A 16,861-nucleotide genomic window follows, 5' to 3' on the forward strand; every position below is an offset into this window, starting at 1 on the left:
AGACAGTTTAAATAATTAAAATAATAAATTTATTTTCTTCGGAAATATGAAGTGATTTCAAATTTTAGCATTTAAGTGAAAATTGATGATTTTTTGATCATTTGAGGATTTTTTTAGTTTGCATAGCATCGCTACGGAAGTGAAAAAAAGATAAAAAATGAACGAAAAAGAACAATTTTTTAACGAATGGTAAAAGTTTAAACCACTTCAAAAAAACTCCCAAGAAAGTTCTAAAATAAAGTCACTATGGCAAAAGAAGTAAAAAGTGTCGATTATGGATTAGAAAAAATATTCGAAGGCGCACAAGATTTTTTACCACTTTTAGGTACAGATTATGTAGAGTTTTACGTAGGTAACGCTAAGCAATCTGCTCATTTTTATAAAACAGCATTTGGTTTCCAATCGCATGCTTATAAAGGACTAGAAACTGGATCACGAGACTCTGTAAGCTATGTCCTAAAACAAGATAAGATTAGATTGGTGCTTACAACACCACTAAACAGTAAATCACCAATCAATGACCATATTGTAAAACATGGTGATGGTGTAAAAGTAATTGCTTTATGGGTCGATGACGCTAGAAAATCATACGAAGAAACTACAAAAAGAGGGGCTCAATCTTATATGGAGCCCACTGTTGAAAAAGACGAATTTGGTGAAGTGGTGAGAGCAGGGATTTATACCTATGGTGAAACGGTTCATATGTTTGTAGAACGCAAAAATTACACAGGTACATTTATGCCTGGATTCCAAAAATGGGAGTCAGACTATAATCCAGAATCTGTAGGGTTAAAATATATAGACCACATGGTTGGCAATGTGGGTTGGGGACAAATGAATACTTGGGTAAAATGGTATGAAGAGGTCATGGGATTTGTAAATTTCTTATCTTTTGATGACAAACAAATCCACACAGAGTATTCGGCACTCATGAGTAAAGTGATGAGTAATGGTAATGGTCGCATTAAATTTCCAATAAATGAACCAGCAAAAGCTGCAAAAAAATCTCAAATTGAAGAGTATTTGGATTTTTATGAGGATTCTGGTGTACAACATATCGCAGTAGCAACAGATGATATTATTAAAACCGTTGCACAATTAAAAGCGAGAGGTATAGAGTTTTTACCACCACCACCTCAAGCCTATTATGATGAGATTCCAAAGCGATTAGGAGAACATATGGAGATGATGAAAGAAGATATTGGTGAACTTCAAAAATTATCTATAATGATAGATGCAGATGAAGAGGGCTACTTACTTCAAATTTTCACCAAACCATTAGAAGATAGACCGACCTTATTCTTTGAGGTTATTCAAAGAATGGGAGCTCAAGGTTTTGGTGCAGGTAATTTTAAGGCATTATTTGAATCTATTGAACGAGAACAAGCAAAACGAGGCACGTTGTAATAAACGTTTGAAATTGATCTATTTAAAAGCTCAATCTTTTTAAAGATTGAGCTTTCTTTTTAGAGACAAGCTTTGGATGTTGTACATTTCCGAAGAAAAAAAAGAACATTAAATTTTTTATAAAAACTAACACAACTATAACACCTTTATCTATAATGGTTTCAATAAAATTTATATTTTTGGAATAGTAATTGTAATTCTACCTACTGTACAATAAAATGGAACGGTAAAAGTTTTATTTATAATAATTACGACAATGAAAAACGTGCTACTTATATTTAGTGTTCTGTGTTGTCTGCAAACTTCTTTTGCCCAGGAGAAAAGCGCATTTCAAGATGGAGAATGGTTTAAATTTGAGATGAGTTATAGTGGGATGCTAAAAGCAGGGAATGCAACACTATCTGTTGATGAAACGATTTTAGAGGGTAAGCCTGTGTTTCATGTAACAGGTAAAGGTTGGACCACAGGTGCGATTAAATGGATTTTTAAAGTTAAAGATAGATATGAGAGCTATTTTGATAAACAAACAGGAGTTCCTTATAAGTTTATACGAAAAATTGATGAAGGTGGTCACACTAAAAATATTGAGATTGCCTTTGATCATAATAAACGAGAAGCACTAGTAGAAAATAAAAAGTATAAAACAATAAAGACTGTAGTTACAGAGCCCAATGTTCAAGATATGGTATCTGCCTTTTATTATCTTCGAAATAATTATGATACCGATGATATTAAAGTTGGAGAGGTTATAGAATTAGACATGTTTTTTGATGAAGAGAATTTTGGTTTTAAATTAAAATTTTTAGGGCGAGAAACTATAGAAACCGAATTTGGTAAAATAAAAACCTTAAAGTTTAGACCTTATGTCATGGCTGGACGTGTTTTTAAGGAGCAAGAAAGTTTGACACTTTGGGTAAGTGCAGATGAAAATAAAATTCCGCTAAAAATAAAAGCAGACCTAGCGGTAGGTTCTTTAAGAGCAGACTTAATAGAATTTAAAGGTCTTAAACACTTTTTCCCAATACAATTTGACTAACGAAATGGAGGATTTACGAAGCTTTGACGATATCGTTGAGCAGTTACAAGAGAAATATAATAAAATAGGTCAAAAGACAGATGACCACCTACAAGGCTTGCTTCACAGTAAGCCAATTACATATTGGGACTATATACAAACTGATGCCTTACTAAATCTTCAAATTCAGCGTACGACGCTGCCAGATGAGATGGTATTTATTGCCTATCATCAAATAAATGAACTTATTTTTAAGATGATTTTATGGGAAATTCAACAAGTCGCAGAGGCAGAAGAACTCAATGTTGTTTATTTTGAAGATAAAATTATGCGCGTAAGTCGTTATTTTGATATGCTGACGACGTCTTTTAATATCATGAGAGAAGGTATGTCTATTGAACAGTATATGAAATTTCGATATACGCTAACACCTGCTAGCGGATTTCAAAGCGCGCAATATAGAATGATAGAATTTGCCTCTACAGAGCTCATCAATCTTATAGATTACAGATTTAGAAAAACAATAGATAGAGAGACGCCTTTCGAGCATGCTTTTGAACATTTATATTGGCAAGCCGCAGGTAAAGATTATAAGACAGGTAAAAAATCAACACTCTTAGTTAATTTTGAAAAACGCTATAAAGGAGACTTTATTCGCTTTATGCAAACGTATAACACAAAGAATTTATGGTCTAGATTTAAAGAACTTCCTATAGAAGATCAAAAAAGCGAAAGTATAATTAAAGCCATGAGGCACTTTGATCATACAGTTAACATTACATGGGTAATGGCACACTACAATACTGCGCGTCACTACATAGAAAGTGGAACAGGTGATGGTGAAGCCACAGGTGGAAGTGATTGGAAAAAATATATGCATCCAAAATATCAGAAACGTATATTTTTTCCAGAACTTTGGAGTGAAGAAGAACTAAAAAATTGGGGGGAAAATATTTAACAGACTACATAATGCAATCAAAACATTTATTAATAGCACTTATATTATGCGTTTGTGTTTTTTCGTGTAAACAAGAAGACAAACCAAAAGTAGAGCCCGTAAAAGTCATTATAGAACCAGAACCTATTACAGAATTTGGTTTTATTCTTAAAGATTTCATCGTTAAGCGAGATACCATTAAAAGTGGTGATAGTTTTGGAGAAATCTTAGAGCGCAATCACATTGGATATCCTAGAATTTTTAATATTGCTGAAAACGCAAAAGATAGTTTTGATATTAGAAGACTTCAAGTTGGGAAACCATATACCTTATTGTGCAAAAATGACTCTCTACAAACACCTGAGTGTTTTATTTATCAGCCCAATAGTATTGATTATGTTGTTATTAAGTTTACAGATTCAATAGAAACTTATAAAGGTAAAAAACCCATAACTTTAGTAGAAAGAATCGCGTCTGGTATTGTAATGAATAACTTATCTGAAACCATGGAGTCTCAAGGTTTGCCATATCAATTAATTAATGATATGAGTGACATCTATGCTTGGACAATCGATTTCTTTAGACTTCAAAAAGGTGACCGTTTTAAAATTGTGTACAAGCAACGCTTTATTCAGGACTCTATTTATGCAGGAATCGAAAGTATCGATGCTGCTTATTTTCAACATAAAGATGAGCATTTTTATGCCTTTAATTTTGAGGTGGATAGCACAAAAAATATATCAGATTATTTTGATGAAAACACAAAGAGTTTAAGAAGAACATTCTTAAAAGCACCTGTACAGTTTAGTAGAATATCATCTCGTTATAATTTAAACCGTCGTATTAAATACTATGGTTATAGACTAAGGCCTCACAAAGGGACCGATTTTGCGGCACCTATTGGAACTCCAATTTTAGCGACGGCTAACGGAACTGTTACAGAATCTACAAGACGCGGAGGAAACGGGAAATACGTAAAAATTAAACACAATGGGACTTACAGCACACAATATTTACACATGCAAAAGCAAAATGTAAAAAAAGGTGCTTTTGTCAAACAGGGAGCTGTGATTGGATATGTTGGTATGACAGGAAACACAGGCGGACCACATGTGTGCTATCGATTTTGGAAGAATGGAAAACAAGTAGATCCATTTAGAGAAAAATTACCAGCTGCAGAGTCTATTCCAGATGCACTAAAAGCAAAATATACAGAGTTTATTAAGCCTCTAAAACTACAACTTGATAATATTCAATTTGAAGATCATATAAAAGATATTCCTTCGGAAGGAAAAACAATTACTAGTAAAATTTAAAAATGGCATTAAAAACAATCAACCCTACAACAACCAAAGCTTGGAGCAAATTACAAGCCCACTTTAAAACGATAGAACATAAACACATCAAAGATTTGTTTGCGCAACATAGTAATAGGGCCAATGATATGACTATTAAATGGGACGATTTTTATGTGGATTATTCAAAGCATAGATTATCTAAAGAAACACTTGATTTGTTAATAGAATTAGCAAATGAAGTCGAACTTAAAGATGCTATGGTTAAGTATTTTAGCGGAGATGTTATCAATAAAACAGAAGGTCGTGAAGTCCTACATACAGCACTGAGAAATTCTGAGAGTACAGAGCTTTTTGTTGATGGAAAAAATGTAATGCCAGAAATTTTCGAAGTCAAACGTAAAATTAAAGAGTTCTCTATTAAAGTAATTGGAGGCGATTTAAAGTCGTATACAAATAAACCATTTACAGATATTGTAAATATTGGTATTGGTGGTTCAGATTTAGGCCCAGCAATGGTAGTTGATTCATTGGCTTTTTATAAAAACCATTTAAAGACTCATTTTGTAAGTAATGTAGATGGTGACCATGTCAACGAAGTTATTAAAAACTTAAACCCAGAAACAACACTCTTTGTGATTGTTTCAAAAACATTTACCACACAAGAAACCCTGTCTAATGCCAATACGCTTAGAGATTGGTTCTTAAAACAGGCACCTCAAGAAGCAGTTTCTAAACATTTTGTAGCAGTTTCGACTAACATTGAGAAGGTGAAAGCCTTTGGAATTGATGAAAATAATATTTTTCCAATGTGGAACTGGGTTGGAGGACGATTCTCGTTATGGAGTGCCGTAGGTCTTTCTATTAGTTTAGCAGTAGGTTTTGAAAATTTTAACAGCCTTCTTTTAGGAGCGCATAAAATGGACGAACATTTTAAAACCGAAGATTTTGATAAAAACATCCCTGTAATTACGGCGTTGATTAGTGTTTGGTATAATAATTTTTTCAATGCTGAAAGTGAAGCTGTCATTCCATATTCGCAATATTTAAATCAATTTGCGACTTACCTTCAACAAGGGATCATGGAAAGTAATGGAAAAAGTATCGATAGAAATGGTGATAAGATTAATTATCAAACAGGAACTATCATTTGGGGAGAACCAGGTACAAATTCACAACATGCCTTTTTTCAATTAATTCATCAAGGAACAAAATTAATTCCTGCAGAATTTATTGGATTCGTAAAGTCATTACACGGTAACCAAGATCACCAAGATAAATTGATGTCAAACTTTTTTGCGCAAACAGAAGCATTAATGAATGGTAAGTCTGCAAAAACAGTTATTGATGAGTTGAAGATGCAAGGCTCTTCCGAAGAAAAAATTAAAGACTTGACACCTTTCAAGGTATTTGATGGGAATAAACCAACAACGACATTCTTAATAGAAAAGTTAACACCTGAAAGTTTAGGGAAGCTAATTGCCATGTATGAACACAAGATATTTGTTCAAGGGGTTATCTGGAATATTTTTAGCTATGACCAATTTGGTGTCGAGTTAGGAAAGCAACTCGCTAACACAATTTTAAAGGAGCTTCAAGACGTAAATGTTATTAACAATCACGACGATTCTACGCAAAACATCATCAAATACTATCAAAACTCGCATAGGTAGTGTTAAATACTTAATTCGTATTTAGTAATGTAATTTCAAATTTTAAGAAAATTTTAAGTAATTTTACATGTTAATAAATGTTAACATTAAGGTAATATAGTATTGTCTAAACAGATGTATTTTTGCCGAAAATTAAAACTCTTTAATAAAATTGAAACAATGAAGAAATTTTCAAAATGTTTATTGGTGTTTGTAGTCCTTTTGTGCACTACGCTTGCCTTTTCTCAAAGCACAATAACGGGTAAGATCTTAGGGTCTGATTTTAATGAGCCTTTACCAGGAGCCAACGTCGTTGAAAAAGGGATATCAAACGGAACAACAACCAATTTTGACGGAAACTTTACTTTAAAAGCAAAAGCGTCAACTGGAGAACTTGTAATCACATTTGTAGGTTACTCGTCTAAAACGATTTCTTTTTCTGGAGATCAAGATTTAGGGACTATTACTTTAATATCTAGTGAGGTAGGTTTACAGGAGGTTCAAATTATTGCATCTGTTGCAGTAGATAGAAAAACACCTGTTGCTGTATCTACAATTAGAGCTGCAGAAATTGAATTAAAATTAGGGACACAAGAATTTCCTGAGATTTTGAAGTCTACGCCAGGTGTATATGCTACAAAAGCGGGTGGTGGTTATGGAGACGGTAGAATTAACCTTCGTGGTTTTGACTCTGAAAACGTTGCTGTAATGATTAACGGTGTGCCAGTAAATGATATGGAAAACGGTCGTGTTTTTTGGTCTAACTGGGCTGGTTTAGGTGATGTAACAAGTTCTATGCAAGTACAAAGAGGTCTTGGTGCTTCAAAAGTGGCTGTGCCATCAATTGGTGGCACAATTAATATTATTAGTAAAACGACTGATGTAGAAGAAGGTGGTAATTTGTACACAACACTCGGAAACGATGGTTTTAAGAAATTTGGTGTAACGTATTCTACAGGATTGATGGAGAATGGTCTAGCTGCTACGGTTTCTGCTTCTAAAACAGATGGAGATGGTTATGTTGATGGAACATCATTTAATGCAGTCTCTTATTTTGTAAACCTTTCTAAGCAAATTAATGATGATCACAAATTATCATTTACAGCATTTGGAGCAAAGCAACAACATGGTCAAAGACAAAATCGTCATAGTATAGAAACGTTTAGAGATAGTGAAAGAGGTAGAAAATTTAATTCTGATTGGGGTTACAGAAACGGTCAAGTATTAAACTCTGAGGATAATTTTTATCACAAACCACAAATTTCTTTAAATCACTATTGGACTATCAATGATAAAACAAGCTTGTCTACAGCTGCATATGCCTCGTTTGGTTCTGGTGGTGGTGGTGGAACTGGAGGTGATAGTTCTAAATTCTTTTTAGATAATTCAGACTATAGAGTAGGTAATCTAGGAACTATTGATTTTGATAGAATAGTTGACGAAAATATTACCGCTGGTGTTAATGGGTCAGAATCTTTTTTAAGAGCATCTCGTAATGATCACAAGTGGTATGGAATTTTATCTACCTTAAAAACAGATTTAACAGATGAAATTTCGATATTGGGCGGTTTAGATTATAGATATTATAAAGGTATACACTTTACTGAAGTAACAGATTTACTAGGTGGACAATATGCAGCTGATGATGCAAACGTGAATAACCCAAACAACCAAGCTCAAGTAGGTGATAAGATTTTCTACGATAATGATGGTATTGTTAACTGGTTAGGACTTTTTGCTCAGGCGGAATACAATAAAGATGACTTGTCTGCTTTTGTATCTTTGTCAGCATCAAGTACAGATTATAAAAGAGTAGATCGTTTCTTGTATTTAGATAGTGACCCTTTACAAGAATCAGATAATGTTAGCTTTTTTGGTTATGGAGCTAAAGGTGGAGCAAATTACAATATAGATGAAAATCACAATGTTTTTGTTAACTTAGGGTATCTTGAAAGAGCAGCGTTTTTTAACGCGGTATTTGCGAATCGTAATAATGTAGATGTTAATGACGATGCTGAAAATCAAAAAATTACTAGTTTTGAATTGGGTTATGGTTTTAGAGGTGAAAAATTGAGTGCAAATATTAATGCATACCACACAACATGGAATGATAGAACAGAGGTTGCTAGATTTCAATTACAAGATAATACAGTAGCATTTGCAAATATTTTAGGAGTGGGTGCAGTACACCAAGGTATTGAAATAGATTTAAAGTATAGAGCTACAAATCAATTAACATTAACTGGTATGGCTTCGCTTGGAGATTGGAGATGGGCAGATAATGTTGAAGGTGTAGAGATTTTTAATGAAGAAAATGAGCTAGTAGATACTGTAGATCTTATTATTGAAGATTTAAGAGTAGGTGATGCTGCTCAAACTACATTTGCATTGGGTACGCAGTATAAATTTACGCCAACAACAACATTTACAATAGATTATAATTATTTCGCTAATTTGTATGCGCGATTTGATCCTAGTGATAGGGGTGTTGCAGGTCCAGATGCTTGGGAAGTACCAGCTTATGGAATTTTTGATTCAGCTATACGTCATGGTTTCAAGTTTGGTAATTTTGATGCTGCTTTAACAGCAAGAATCAATAATGTATTTGATACAGAGTACATTGCAGATGCACAAGATAGAGGAGATTCTTCAGCTCAATCTGCTCAAGTATACTACGGTTTCGGTAGAACATTTAGTGTTGGAATGAAACTTAATTTTTAAAAAAAAAGAAAAATGAAAAAAGTAATTTATTTATTCGCTTTAGTGGCCGCAATCTTTACAGGTTGCAACCCATTAGAAGATATCAATGCAGAAATTGACGCTCTTCCTGATGAACCAAATATTGGTGCATTTGAATACACACTTATCGATGCAGATTATGATCGTTTTGATTTAAGCTTTGGAAACTTTGGTTCTGAGCAACAAGCAAAAGATTCTATCCCATTTTTATTAAACGATTTGTATCCTTTATATGGTGAAGGATCATCTGTTTTAGTTAACTATGATCTTTTCGTAGGACAAGCAGAAGGTGTAAGTGATTACACTGGGGCAACAACATATCAATTAACTAATGATGATTATGCTGTAACAGGAAGTGATGCTTTTGGTTTTTATCCAGATGTAGATGCAACAAATGAAATTCCAGCGGTACTAGATACTCAAATTTCTGATCCAGTTGATGGGCAAATAGTTCTTGCGACTTACAAGCAATACTTTGAAAACCCTGTAGTTGGGTTAGCAAATGTATACCAAGCAACTTTTCCTGACGATTATGATAACTTCGAATTAATATCAGTATCTGGTCCAGATGAATTAGGATGGACTCTTGGAGCTGCTAATGTTCAAGGTTCTGCTTTTGATGGTGCGGCAAATGCTCTTGAAGAATGGTTGATTTCTCCAGAAATTAATTTAATAGGAGAATCTGGTTTATCATTCCAAATCACTCAAGAAATTGATTTTTTAGGAGATGATGCTTTAATTGATATTTTAATTTCTACAGATTATTCAACTGGAGGAGATGTTATGGCTGCAACATGGATAGCTATACCTTTTGATAAAACGATCTACGGAAGTTTAACAACATCTGAAGATTTTGATTTTTCTGCTTATGAAGGAGAAACAGTTCATGTAGGTCTTAAGTATAGCTCTACAGATAACGATTCTCCAAGATGGAGAGTACAGGATTTTGCAGTAAGAACAATAGGTGTTACTGGAGCTACAAACTCTAAAGGAGAATACTTCGTTTATGGTGGTGGTTCTTGGGAAGAATCTGAAGATGTTTATTATTTAAGCAACTCAGATTACGATTCTATGGGAGAAGGTTCTGGGCAACCTGGAGCTTTTAATAACTTTAGTAGTTCTACACCTGCAGATAATTATATACCAACATTTTTAGGTATCACATATCCTTTTGCTCAGGAGGAAGATCAGATTTTTGTAATCTATAAATACTTCTCAAGTAATAGTGGTGCTGGAATTAGAGGAAACTCTTATATGTACATGAATGGAGCATGGGTTCCTAGTCAATCTGTGATTTCTACATCTTTACAATTTGGTTTCTCTGATGGCGAATGGGTTCCAGATAACACGGTGAGGTATATGATTACAGCTGGAGATTTTGATTATATAACAGCTAACTACGCAGCAACAGACGGTTTTGTTGATGCAGTATCAAGCATGTCTAACTTTGGTAATTTTGATAGAAGACCGTCAAATGCAGCTTACTGGAGTAATGATATGATACTAACTGTTTTTGCAGATCTTTTAGATAATGTTATTGCTCCTGGAGCAGCAGACGAGCAAAAGTATGTGATGTCTGTTGATATCTATGACGGTAGTAGCGGTGTTGAAGATTTCCGCTTAATAAAACTAGCTGGTGAATGGATTTACAATCTAGAGTAGTCATTCAAAAACTTTAAGTTATAAAAAAATGCCTATCGATATTCGATAGGCATTTTTTGTATTTCCTATTTTTTAGAAGATTAAAGTATTGTTTTATTTGAAGGTGTCAATAGGAAGAAGTCGAGGTTCTTCGGTTAGGAACTAAATTTATAATAAGTAATAATTTTGGTAATTTTTTTATTTGAAATGAAGAGCATGAGAATTAAAGCGAACTTTATTATGGTATTCAGAATCAATAAATAGTACAATTTGTTTTCGCTAACTGTTAACTGCTTATTCTTTCCATTCCACAGTTTCCATAATGTGCTTTATATCGTTTTTAAGATAGGCTGCGGCTGGTAATATAGAATCGTAGTTAGGTGTTGCGTAGAAGTATAAGGAGCCCGTTAAAAAATGATTAATACTATCTGTTACATAGAATTGAGATTGTGATGCTGCATTACCACCAACTTCGTAAAACATTCCAAATACATTGTGCTTAAGGTTTTCATAAAGAACGCTTTCAATAGCATCTGCTTTCATGGTGTGCTTTTGAGTTAGAGATTGGGCATCTCTAAGTAAAGAGGTTAAATTAGTGTCATTAACAGCCTTGTATGTAAGATAGAGAGTTCCTTTCATATTTGGATAGTTAATATTAACACCAGAGATGTTGTTAACACCATCTAATTTTATAGTTGAGATCTTGTCTGCAAGTTCATTCTTTTCGAAAGTAAACGGTAATCTTACATCTATTTTAGAATATTTAGGGGTGTCATATTCTAATCGTAACATCGCCTTTGGTTTGGGTAATGGGTCGTTTCCACATGAAAAACAGGCAACAGCGAGAAAAGGTAGAACTAGTTTTTTAATGGTCATAATGGCGAGATTATTTTAATCTAAAATGGTAAACTTAATTTGTTTAATACGCTTCTTGTCTATAGTTTCTACAGTGAAAACGTAATTTTTAAAATTTATTTTACTGTCACGTCTTGGGAAAATTCCAGAAATTTCTAAAACAAACCCAGCAATTGTCTCAGCTTCACCTTTTTTGTCTTCAAAATCGGTCTCGTCGTTAAGCTTTATAATTTTATAAAAATCTTTTAATGTTGTTTTGCCTTCAAAAGAATAGTTATTGTTATCAATTTTAGTGTAGACGATATCGTCATCATCAAATTCATCACTAATATCACCTACAATCTCCTCAATAACATCCTCTAGCGACACTACTCCAGATGTTCCACCATATTCATCTACGACAACAGCAAGATGCACTTTCTTCTCTTGAAACTCCAACATAAGGTCATCTAATTTTTTGTTCTCTGGCACAAAGAATGGATCACGCAGTAAGGTTATCCAGTCAAATTCTTCTCTGTCAATATAAGGGAGTAAATCTTTAACGTATAAAATACCAGTGACTGAGTCAATACTGTCTTTATAGACAGGTATTCTAGAATAACCGTTTTTAATAACCTCTGTTATGATATCTGTGTATTTTGAATCTTCATTAAGTGCAAAAATATCCATCCGAGGGCGCATAACTTGTTTAGTATCAGTGTTTCCGAAAGATACAATTCCTTTTAAAATTTTATGTTCTTCATCTGTGGTGTCACTATCACCTGTTAACTCAAGCGCTTGTGATAACTGATCAACACTAAGATTTGATTTTTGTTTTCCTAATTTGTTGTGTATACTTAAAGTTACTTGGCGCATTGGTAAACTAACAGGAGAAAAAATCACATCTAAAACTTTTAACGGAATGGTCATAAAAACCGAAAACTTAACACGATTTCTACTCGCATAAATCTTAGGTACAATCTCACCAAAAAGTAAAATCAAAAAGGTGATCACTACAACTTCTAAAAGAAAGCGAAGCCAATATAGTTCAACGCTAACAAAAAGCGTTTCACCTATATATGAGAATAAAATAACAATCCCAATATTTATAAAGTTGTTGGCAACAAGAATCGTTGCTAATAATTTTTTTGGTCGCTCAAGAAGTTTAGAAATTATATTAAATTTTTTAGAGTCCTCTTCAAGTCCTAAGTCAATATCAGACTTACTTAAAGAGAAAAAAGCGACTTCCACGCCGCTTACAAGAGCAGAACAAAAGAGTAAAATAAAAAGCACAACAAGCCCAAAAATGAAAGACACGTTTCCATTGAGCATAGTAATAATTAAACTTGTGGGTTCGGGGTCCAATGTGAATAATTTAAGTTTAGTTTAATTAAAATGGAAGATCATCACTGTCTTCAGTTGGTGTTTCTACTGCAGGATTACTAGCTGGTTTTTGAGCAGCTTGTTGAGGATTTGGACTTGGTGCAGGTCCGCTTGGACTATCATTTTTTGTAGATAAAAAAGTGAAATCTGTACACTGTATCTCTGTAGAGTAACGATCCATCCCTTTGTCATCCTGCCACTTTCTAGTTTTAAGACGACCTTCTATATAAACCTTATCACCTTTAGATAAGTATTTTTCACAAATCTCAGCAGCTTTATTTCGCACCACAATATTATGCCACTCTGTATTAGTAACACGCTCGTTAGTTTGCTTATTTGTATACGTTTCATTAGTTGCCAATGGAAAACGACCAACGCAGTTACCACCATCAAAATAATGCATCTTTACTTCGTCTCCCAAATGCCCAATAAGCATTACTTTATTTAATGTTCCAGACATAATTATGTTTGTTTTATACTACAAAATTAAACATTTTGAAATCAAAATAGATTGATTAATAAAAGTATGAAAAAAATATAAATTATTAGAAACCAAAGGCATCTATAAAATTGCTTATTAAAATAGGTGTGGGATAGTTTTTTACTTCGGAAATTGGAATCCCTTCCGTCTCAAGTCGTTTAACTTCAATAATCCAAAACTTGGTATATAAATGTTGATGTGATAACTTGTGTATAATAGGTTTAGGGTTAAATACACTAAATGAATAGTCCAGAGTTTTAAAGTAGTCCAGAACTGAAGGATGGCTTTCAAATGATTTAAGAGGGATCTCAGTCTCACTTTCAATCAATGGGAATTGATATAGGTTTTGCCAAATGCCTTTTGAAGTGCGCTGCTCGAAAACTGTTTTTTTATCTTCGGAAATAAACACCAAAAAATTAAACTGCTTTTTAGTGATTTTTATCTTTTTGATTTTAACAGGTAGCTCTCCTACTATTCCTTTTTGTAAAGCCACACAACTATTCTTTATAGGGCAAACAATGCAATACGGGTTTTTGGGTTTGCATTGAGTAGCTCCAAACTCCATAACAGCTTGATTATAATCGCCTGGATTTTTAATGTCTAATAATTGGGTAGCCAGTAGTTTAAATTCTTTTATGCCTGCAGTACTATTAATAGGAGTGGTAATTCCAAAATATCTGGAGAGTACACGATACACATTACCATCAACAACAGCATGAGCTTCATCAAAAGATATAGATGAAATAGCACTTGCTGTATAGTCGCCAACACCTTTGAGTTTTAGCATGTCTTGATAGGAAGTTGGGAACTCACCATTAAGTTCATTAGAAATATATTTTGCAGAGGCGTGAAGGTTTCTAGCTCTAGAATAATATCCTAAGCCTTGCCACAGTTTTAAAACGTCCTGCTCGTCAGCGTTTGCTAAATGAAAAACGGAAGGATAATTAGACACAAAAGTCTCGTAATATGGTAAACCCTGTTTTATTTGGGTTTGCTGCATAATTATTTCTGACAACCAAATGTGATAGGGGTTTTTAGTCTGCCTCCATGGCAAATCTCGTTTATGAACTGAATACCAGTGAGTTAAAATTTTATTAAAATCCATATAAATAAAAAAATATTTACAAAAATAAATCTTTAGTGGGTTAAATTTTAATTAATTACGCATGAAATATTGAAATTAAATTACCTATATTTGCATCCCTTATAATTAATAGATAACCCTAAAATTAATAACAATGACAAAAGCTGATATAGTAGCTAAAATTTCTGATAAATTGGGAATTGAAAAAGGAGACGTACAGGCTACAGTTGAAACATTTATGGAAGAAGTTAAGTCTTCTTTAGAAGGTGGAGATAATGTATACTTAAGAGGTTTTGGAAGTTTTATCGTAAAGACAAGAGCTGAAAAAACTGGACGTAACATTTCAAAGAATACAACAATCAAAATACCTGCACATAATATTCCTGCATTTAAACCTGCAAAAGTATTTGTTGAGGGTGTCAAGACAAACGTTGAAGTAAATTAAAACATACGTATCGAAAAGGTTTCGGTATTAAAACAAATATTAATTTAAAAAATACTTATTTATGCCAAGTGGTAAAAAAAGGAAAAGACATAAGGTGGCTACGCACAAGCGTAAGAAGCGTAGACGCGCTAATCGTCACAAGAAAAAATAAATTGAAAAAGTAGTTTTTAACTACTTTTTCATTGTTTTAACAACTAACGTTCTTTGATATAAAATTCATGGGTTTATTGCGTTTAATAGACGTAATACATGAGTTTACTGGATTAAATATCCTGTGTCAAAATAAAAATCCATCTGTTTTGAAATGAATCAAAATAGATTAAAATTAACAACATGGAAAAAGAATTGATTATTAGATCGAGTTCTGATATTGTTGATTTTGCCTTATTAAAAGATGGAAAACTTATCGAGTTACACAAAGATGAAGATGATAACAATTTTGCTGTTGGTGATATATTTATCGCCAAAGTACGCAAAGCTGTTCCTGGTCTAAATGCTGCATTTGTTAATGTAGGTTATGAGAAAGATGCTTTTTTGCATTATCATGATTTAGGACCAAAATTACCTTCTCTTTCAAAATTCGTTAAACGTGTAAGCGCAGGTAGACATACCGATTTTTTACTGAAAAATTTTCAGTTTGAGCAAGATATAGACAAAAACGGAAGCATAGCTAATGTTTTAAAGTCTAATCAATCTCTATTAGTACAAATTGTAAAAGAACCAATTTCAACCAAAGGGCCTCGCATTAGTAGCGAGTTGTCAATTGCAGGTCGTTATATTGTCTTGGTACCATTTTCTGATCGGATTTCAATTTCTCAAAAGATTGACTCTAAAGAAGAAAAAGAACGTTTAAAACGTTTGGTCAAGAGTATTACGCCTAAAGGTTTTGGTGTTATAATTCGTACAGTCGCAGAAGGCAAAAAAGTTGCCGAACTCGACAAAGATTTACAGAATTTGCTGGAACGATGGACAGCAATGTGTAGAAAATTAAATAAAGCACATCATCCTAGTAAGGTGTTGAGTGAAATGAACAAAGCGTCTTCAATTTTAAGAGATATCTTTGATGACTCCTTCTCAAGTATTACAGTAGATGATGAGTTGCTTTATGGACAGATTAAAGATTATGTGCAAGAAATTGCACCCGCTAAAGAGTCAATAGTGAAGTTGTATAAAAATGGCGTCCCGCTTTACGAAAAGTATGGTATTGAACGTCAAATAAAAACATCTTTTGGTCGTACAGTTTCTATGTCAAGAGGTGCTTATTTGGTAATTGAACATACCGAAGCGATGCATGTTGTTGATGTTAATAGTGGAAACAGATCTAACAAAGAAAAAAATCAAGAGGACACTGCTTTAGAAGTCAATATGATTTCTGCTTCAGAAATTGCTCGTCAGTTACGTTTACGTGATATGGGAGGAATTATTGTAGTAGATTTTATTGATATGGGAAAAGCAGAGAATCGAAAAAAATTGTACAATCATCTTCGCGACGAAATGAATGATGATAAGGCAAAGCATAAAATTTTGCCGCCTAGTAAGTTTGGTTTAATACAAATTACCAGACAACGTGTTCGCCCAGAACGCAATATTAAAACAAAAGAAGAGAATCCAAATGGTATTGCAGGTGAGGAAATTGAAGCACCAATTAAAGTGATTCAAAGCATTACTCAAGACCTAGAGAGACTCTTTAAAAAAGACTATAAAAAGATTACGCTTAATGCACATCCATTTATAGCAGCCTTTATAACCAAAGGGTTTCCATCAGTACGTTCTAAGTGGTTTTTAGAACATAAAAAATGGGTAAAAGTTTTACCTAGAGATGCTTACACATATCTTGAATACCATTTTATTGATAAAGATGGTAAGGAAATCAAATAATATCTAAAACCCCTTAGCTCTTTGAGTTAAGGGGTTTTTCTTTTTAAAATGGTTCGTGCTTTTTTCTTCT

13 protein-coding genes are annotated in these 16,861 nt (G+C 33.4%); 9 read left to right on the forward strand and 4 right to left on the reverse strand.

The features are described from left to right. Positions 1 to 246: 246 nt before the first annotated feature. From hppD to ACJAZK_RS12890, 7 genes are all read left to right on the forward strand, one after another. Positions 247 to 1,407 (forward strand): 4-hydroxyphenylpyruvate dioxygenase, encoded by a 1,161-nt coding sequence (hppD, locus tag ACJAZK_RS12860; RefSeq protein WP_415224356.1) that lies wholly within the window; start codon positions 247 to 249, stop codon positions 1,405 to 1,407. A 256-nt stretch (positions 1,408 to 1,663) separates the two neighbouring features. Continuing rightward, the gene (locus ACJAZK_RS12865; protein WP_415224357.1) at positions 1,664 to 2,443 is read left to right on the forward strand and encodes a DUF3108 domain-containing protein; all 780 of its coding nucleotides are present in this window, start codon (positions 1,664 to 1,666) and stop codon (positions 2,441 to 2,443) included. A 4-nt stretch (positions 2,444 to 2,447) separates the two neighbouring features. After that, positions 2,448 to 3,380 carry a tryptophan 2,3-dioxygenase family protein gene (locus ACJAZK_RS12870; RefSeq protein WP_415224358.1) on the forward strand — a complete coding sequence of 311 codons (933 nt, stop codon included), beginning with the start codon at positions 2,448 to 2,450 and terminating at the stop codon, positions 3,378 to 3,380. Between the two features lie 11 nt (positions 3,381 to 3,391). Then, positions 3,392 to 4,675, forward strand: a complete 1,284-nt coding sequence (locus ACJAZK_RS12875; RefSeq protein WP_415224359.1) for a peptidoglycan DD-metalloendopeptidase family protein — start codon at positions 3,392 to 3,394, stop codon at positions 4,673 to 4,675. A 2-nt stretch (positions 4,676 to 4,677) separates the two neighbouring features. After that, entirely contained in the window at positions 4,678 to 6,327 is a 1,650-nt protein-coding gene (pgi, locus tag ACJAZK_RS12880) for a glucose-6-phosphate isomerase (protein ID WP_415224360.1), read from the forward strand. Positions 6,328 to 6,486: 159 nt separating this feature from the next. Further along, positions 6,487 to 9,027, forward strand: coding sequence for a TonB-dependent receptor (locus tag ACJAZK_RS12885; protein WP_415224361.1), 2,541 nt, complete (start codon positions 6,487 to 6,489; stop codon positions 9,025 to 9,027). 12 nt (positions 9,028 to 9,039) lie between these two features. Further along, complete coding sequence (locus tag ACJAZK_RS12890; RefSeq protein WP_415224362.1) at positions 9,040 to 10,707, forward strand: choice-of-anchor J domain-containing protein; 1,668 nt, start codon at positions 9,040 to 9,042, stop codon at positions 10,705 to 10,707. A gap of 273 nt (positions 10,708 to 10,980) precedes the next feature. Here the strand turns inward: ACJAZK_RS12890 and gldD are convergent, their stop codons facing one another. The 4 genes from gldD to mutY form a co-directional block, all read right to left on the reverse strand. Continuing rightward, a complete protein-coding gene (gene gldD / locus ACJAZK_RS12895; protein ID WP_415224363.1) occupies positions 10,981 to 11,562 on the reverse strand; it encodes a gliding motility lipoprotein GldD in 582 nt (193 codons plus the stop codon). A gap of 15 nt (positions 11,563 to 11,577) precedes the next feature. Continuing rightward, positions 11,578 to 12,885: a gliding motility-associated protein GldE gene (locus tag ACJAZK_RS12900; protein ID WP_415224364.1), complete on the reverse strand. Its 1,308-nt coding sequence runs from the start codon at positions 12,883 to 12,885 to the stop codon at positions 11,578 to 11,580. 25 nt (positions 12,886 to 12,910) lie between these two features. Beyond that, complete coding sequence (locus tag ACJAZK_RS12905) at positions 12,911 to 13,363, reverse strand: single-stranded DNA-binding protein (protein ID WP_415224365.1); 453 nt, start codon at positions 13,361 to 13,363, stop codon at positions 12,911 to 12,913. 85 nt (positions 13,364 to 13,448) lie between these two features. Further along, positions 13,449 to 14,489: an A/G-specific adenine glycosylase gene (mutY, locus tag ACJAZK_RS12910; protein ID WP_415224366.1), complete on the reverse strand. Its 1,041-nt coding sequence runs from the start codon at positions 14,487 to 14,489 to the stop codon at positions 13,449 to 13,451. Between the two features lie 133 nt (positions 14,490 to 14,622). Between mutY and ACJAZK_RS12915 the strand changes: the two genes are divergently transcribed. Both ACJAZK_RS12915 and ACJAZK_RS12920 read left to right on the forward strand, forming a co-directional pair. Continuing rightward, positions 14,623 to 14,913: an HU family DNA-binding protein gene (locus tag ACJAZK_RS12915; protein ID WP_028870804.1), complete on the forward strand. Its 291-nt coding sequence runs from the start codon at positions 14,623 to 14,625 to the stop codon at positions 14,911 to 14,913. Between the two features lie 333 nt (positions 14,914 to 15,246). After that, complete coding sequence (locus tag ACJAZK_RS12920; RefSeq protein WP_147231992.1) at positions 15,247 to 16,791, forward strand: ribonuclease E/G; 1,545 nt, start codon at positions 15,247 to 15,249, stop codon at positions 16,789 to 16,791. Positions 16,792 to 16,861: the final 70 nt, after the last annotated feature.

Source organism: Psychroserpens sp. (genome assembly GCF_047633235.1).
GTDB lineage: Bacteria > Bacteroidota > Bacteroidia > Flavobacteriales > Flavobacteriaceae > Psychroserpens.